This window comes from Paralimibaculum aggregatum (genome assembly GCF_030270585.1).
In the GTDB taxonomy this organism is placed as follows: Bacteria; Pseudomonadota; Alphaproteobacteria; order Rhodobacterales; family Rhodobacteraceae; genus Thermohalobaculum; species Thermohalobaculum aggregatum.
In genome coordinates this window covers 1-4,107 of record NZ_BSYI01000090.1, presented here as the reverse complement: position 1 = coordinate 4,107, position 4,107 = coordinate 1, and the positions used below count along the sequence as shown (strand labels likewise).

5 protein-coding genes are annotated in these 4,107 nt (G+C 57.9%); all 5 read right to left on the bottom strand.

Going from position 1 to position 4,107, the window contains the following annotated elements; genetic code table 11:
- Nucleotides 1-336 (bottom strand): hypothetical protein (locus QSJ97_RS24255; protein ID WP_285675059.1); only part of this gene is annotated, 336 nt, incomplete at its 3' end.
- Nucleotides 337-428: 92 nt separating this feature from the next.
- Nucleotides 429-662: a helix-turn-helix transcriptional regulator gene (locus QSJ97_RS25135; protein WP_352231146.1), complete on the bottom strand. Its 234-nt coding sequence runs from the start codon at nt 660-662 to the stop codon at nt 429-431.
- Nucleotides 663-1,060: 398 nt separating this feature from the next.
- On the bottom strand, nt 1,061-2,374 hold the full coding sequence (locus QSJ97_RS24250) for an ATP-dependent nuclease (RefSeq protein WP_285675058.1): 1,314 nt from the start codon (nt 2,372-2,374) through the stop codon (nt 1,061-1,063).
- Nucleotides 2,375-2,504: 130 nt separating this feature from the next.
- Nucleotides 2,505-2,876 (bottom strand): hypothetical protein, encoded by a 372-nt coding sequence (locus QSJ97_RS24245; RefSeq protein WP_285672898.1) that lies wholly within the window; start codon nt 2,874-2,876, stop codon nt 2,505-2,507.
- Nucleotides 2,877-3,029: 153 nt separating this feature from the next.
- A partial coding sequence (locus QSJ97_RS24240; protein WP_285675057.1) for a tyrosine-type recombinase/integrase occupies nt 3,030-4,107 on the bottom strand: 1,078 nt, incomplete at its 5' end.

The window sequence follows — 4,107 nt, the reverse complement described above, 5'->3', positions numbered from 1 at the left end:
GGTGCCCCGCGGCAGCCCCCGCCGCTTGCCGAGCTCGTAGCGGAGCTTGCGTACATACTTCGTCAGCAGTCCCCAGGCCGCCTTCCTGTCCGTGAGGTTGCCGCGGATGGTCAGCGTCAGCAGGTGGTCGAGCCGTGCCGCCAGCACCGTCCGCCGGATCATCGTCCTGGCCCGCCGGAGGCTCTGCTCGTCCTGCTCCGCCTTCCGGGCAAGCCGCTCGTCTTCGGAGATGCAGCCTGCGGTCGCCCCCTGCTCCCGGTCCCGGTCGCGATGGGGCGCCCTGATCCGTGCGACCGTCGCCTCGACCTGACCCCCGCCATAGTCCCGGCGCGTCACCCGGTAGCGTGCCTGTGCCCGTGTCGAGTTATGTTGAGAGGTCAAGTCTAGGGGGGTGACGGGCGGGCGCGCGCCACGCGCGCGGCCCGCCGTCACCCCTCAACCCTCCCACGAGCCCGCGCAATCGCTTCGCCCGTGATCGTTCCCCGCTCCTGCTGCTTGAGCCAGTGAAGCACCGCGTCAAGCCGATAGATCGGCTTCCGTCCGGCTGCCGATCTCGGCGGGCCACACCGCGCCTGATCCCACCGCCGCAATGTCCGTTCGCTGACCCCGAGCAACGCCGCCGCCTCGCTCGCCGTCAGCAGCCCCGCATCCTTCCGATTCATTTAATCCTCCTGTGAGTGAATGGTCACTCACAGGCAGATAGGTGGGGGTAAACATGCTCTCAAGAGCGGGGCCGGGCGGACGGCACAAGCCAGGAGAGGCCTACGGCTGCGCCGAGCACCCGGACAGCGGTGTGGAGACACCATCCTACCCGCTAAGGTGCGCGAAGGTTCGCGCTCCAACGGTTAATGCTATCCCCGGAAGACGTTGAACATCATGGCACCGTAGAGAGCAGGGGGTGCATTCCTGTGGGAGAGATCCCGCGGATCACCAAAAATGGAAATACACAACCTTCAATAAAGTTGCGATATAGTCTCATTGTGCCGTGTGTTTCTTCCGTGTTTCGGGTTGGAATAAGAAGTTATATCTTGCAAAAATTCCATGATGTTGGGTTGACTAATTACATGCCATCAAGAAGTGGGAACAATTTCCTCTCCATTTCATCAGGGAATCGAGTATCTTCGCGTATTCTTGCTGCTATTTTTTCAGATAGTTCCAGCTTCCGATTCATGACGCCGCACATGGTTACCTCATCCCCAATAATCGATATTGGGCCGTTTCCGCCAAATATATCGCGCATTATATCTTCAGGATAGTAGTGTTCTATTCCGTTTTTAGACCAGCGAACTATCATATCCTCTGAAATTCCCTTCTTTATTAATGTGTCTACAATTCCTGTCCCGTGTACCGAGTCAAGAATAGCGATAATTCTCCCATTATAAGGGCTGCGCTGAAGGTCTGGAAATAACTGCGCCATCATGTGCGCGTATCTCTTCATTTCACTATCATTGGTTGCATTAATAATGCTTGCGCTTAGACTTGGGTATTTTACTTGCAGTATCCTGCTAATGTATTTCTCTTCTGTTGGCCCTTCAACAAATATAATTACTGATGGTAGAAATAGACTCTCGAGTCTATTCCCTAATAGGGAAAAATGAATTTGATTGAATTCAGCTAAAGAGTTTATTCTATTCACTTGTATTTCGTTTCCAGATTTCTTTACGACAAAATTATTTGATATATTTTTCCTATCAAGAAATAAAGATGAATGGCTGGCAAATATTATAGATTTTATATGCGAAAAATACTTCCTTCTCATGCTTTCATCTAGTATAAAATCAGCCAGTTGCCCTTGAGATTTTGGACTCACGCCGAGCTCTGGCTCATCAATCAAAAAGTGGCTATACTCGGTATCTAGCAAGCTCGTGATAATTGAAACAACAAGACGCGTTCCAGAGCTGGCAAATGACAAATTGTGCTCATCGCAGGAAATGAATCTCTGTGACATTTCGTTTTTTGGGTGGGCGAGATCTAAACTTAGGCTTGCTCCAAGAACCTTTTTTACTATTTCAAAGAGAACATTTCTCCGATCATTATCAAACTCGGCTATCGCTTGTTGAATATTAAAGGGAGAATTGTCAAGATTCTGATTTGATTCATTGAACTGCCTGCGAAAATTTCGGTGCTGCTCTCGACGGCGTTTGGGTTGGGGCGCGTACGGTGGCAGGGCGTTGAAATTATTGTACCTGGCGGGGCCAAGATAAGCGGCTTTGTCGCCGAGTTCTATTGAAAGAGTTTTTAATAAGTATGATTTTCCAGAATTATTTGGCCCTATGAAACAGCAATATGGTCCGTTGTTGATCTGCTCTGAAAGCCCATCGTCCATGTATGTAATCTTTGTATCTGGACGCTTGTTGAATACAGAGGTGGTCATGGGGTCTCTCGATTAGTAAGCATTGTCGGAAAGTCTATCGAAAATTATTCTTGTCGGTTCCGAGTGGGGGCTGTTGAAGAGTGATAGTTTTCTCATGCTACCTTGCCTGAAAGAAGGTCTTCAGAAACCACTACCGCACCTTTGTCACGTCCTCAAGCTCTGAAGACCTGATGTTGGGGTAGTCGCCCCTCACGGCGCGCCAGAAGCTGCTGACCTTCTTGGCGAGGCGCCAGGACATCGACTTGTCGGGGCAGGGGCCGGTTTCGGGGAAGTGCTCGCGGAAGGCGATGCCGAGGATCGCCTCGGCTTCCTGGATCTTCCGCTTGTCGCGCATGAGGTAGAGCGGTTTCCAGCCGAGCGTGCGCGCCTGGACATACATGCCGAGAGCGCGGTCCAGCGGGGCGTACTGGCCCTTGTAGCCCTGCACCACCCGATCGAGGAAGGCGACGACCTCGGCGGCGGTCATCTCCTCGGCGGGTGTCGTCTGGCTGGGGTCGGCCATGGCGGTCCGGTCTCCTGCATCGCTCGTGAGAGTCATACATCGAGCAGCGGCGCCGGCAAGAGGCGAGCGCTGCGCCTGGCGCGCCCACGACAGCACAGGCCCGAGCGGCCTGCGTTGTGGGGCGCGCCGCTCGGGCCTGTGCTGCCGCGGGCGCTACTCCGCCGCCTGTTCCGTGTGGCCGACGAAGCGGTCGAACCGGGCCGAGGCACGGCGCTGCGCCGCATCGTGCAGATGGGCATAGCGCAGCGTGGTCTGCGCCTGGGTGTGGCCGAGCATCTTGCCGACCAGCGCCAGATCGTTGCCCGTGCTGATCAGGATGCTCGCGAAGGTGTGGCGCAGATCGTGGATGCGCAGACCCTCGATGCCGGCCAGCTGGCAGGCGGTCCTGAACGTCTTTCGCAGCTCCTGTTGTGTATCGCTGGCGCCCCTGCCGGGGAACAGGGCTTCACCGGTTTGCGCAGCCTGCATTCGGCGCAGCACCGCGAGCGCCGATGCCGTGAGCGTCACGCGGTGCAGCCGGCGCTGTTTCGTGGTGGCCGCGGGCTTGACCCAGAGCCCGGCCTCGAGGTCAAACTGGCTCCAGCGCGCCTTCAGCACCTCCCCGAGCCGGGCGCCGGTGAACATCAGAAGCCGCAGCGCATCCGCCGAGGTCTGGTTGTTCACCCGGTCGAGCGCGCCGAGAAGCCGGCGGAACTCGGCCTCGTCGAGGTAGCGCTCGCGCGGGCGCTCCGGGTTCATCCGCAGGCCCTTGGTCGGGTTGCCCTCGCGCATTCCCCAGAGCACGGCCCGGTTGAAGGCGGTGCGCAGCACCTGGACGAGCCGGTTGGCGGCATAGGGGTGGCCTGCGGCGGTCTTCCTCCGATGCAGGGCCTCGATGTCGCCGAGCGTGACCGCATCGACGCGAAGCCGCCCGAGCGCCGGCAGGATCGTCTTCTCCCACATCTGCCGCCGGTCCTGCGCGCTACGCGGGGACAGCGCGGCATCATGGGCCTGCATCCGTTCCCAGAGATCGCGCACCAGCGGTGCCGCCCGGTCTGCCGCCCGTTCGGATGCCGGATCGTGGCCCTGATCGACCCGGACCCGCAGTGCTTGTGCTCGGTGGCGGGCCTTGAGCGCCGACCAGGCCGGATACTTGCCGATGGCGACCTGCCGCCGCTGCCGCCCGAGCCGGTAGTCGAAAACGAAGGCGCGGGTGCCGCCGGCCGACACCTTGCAGATGAACCCTTTAACG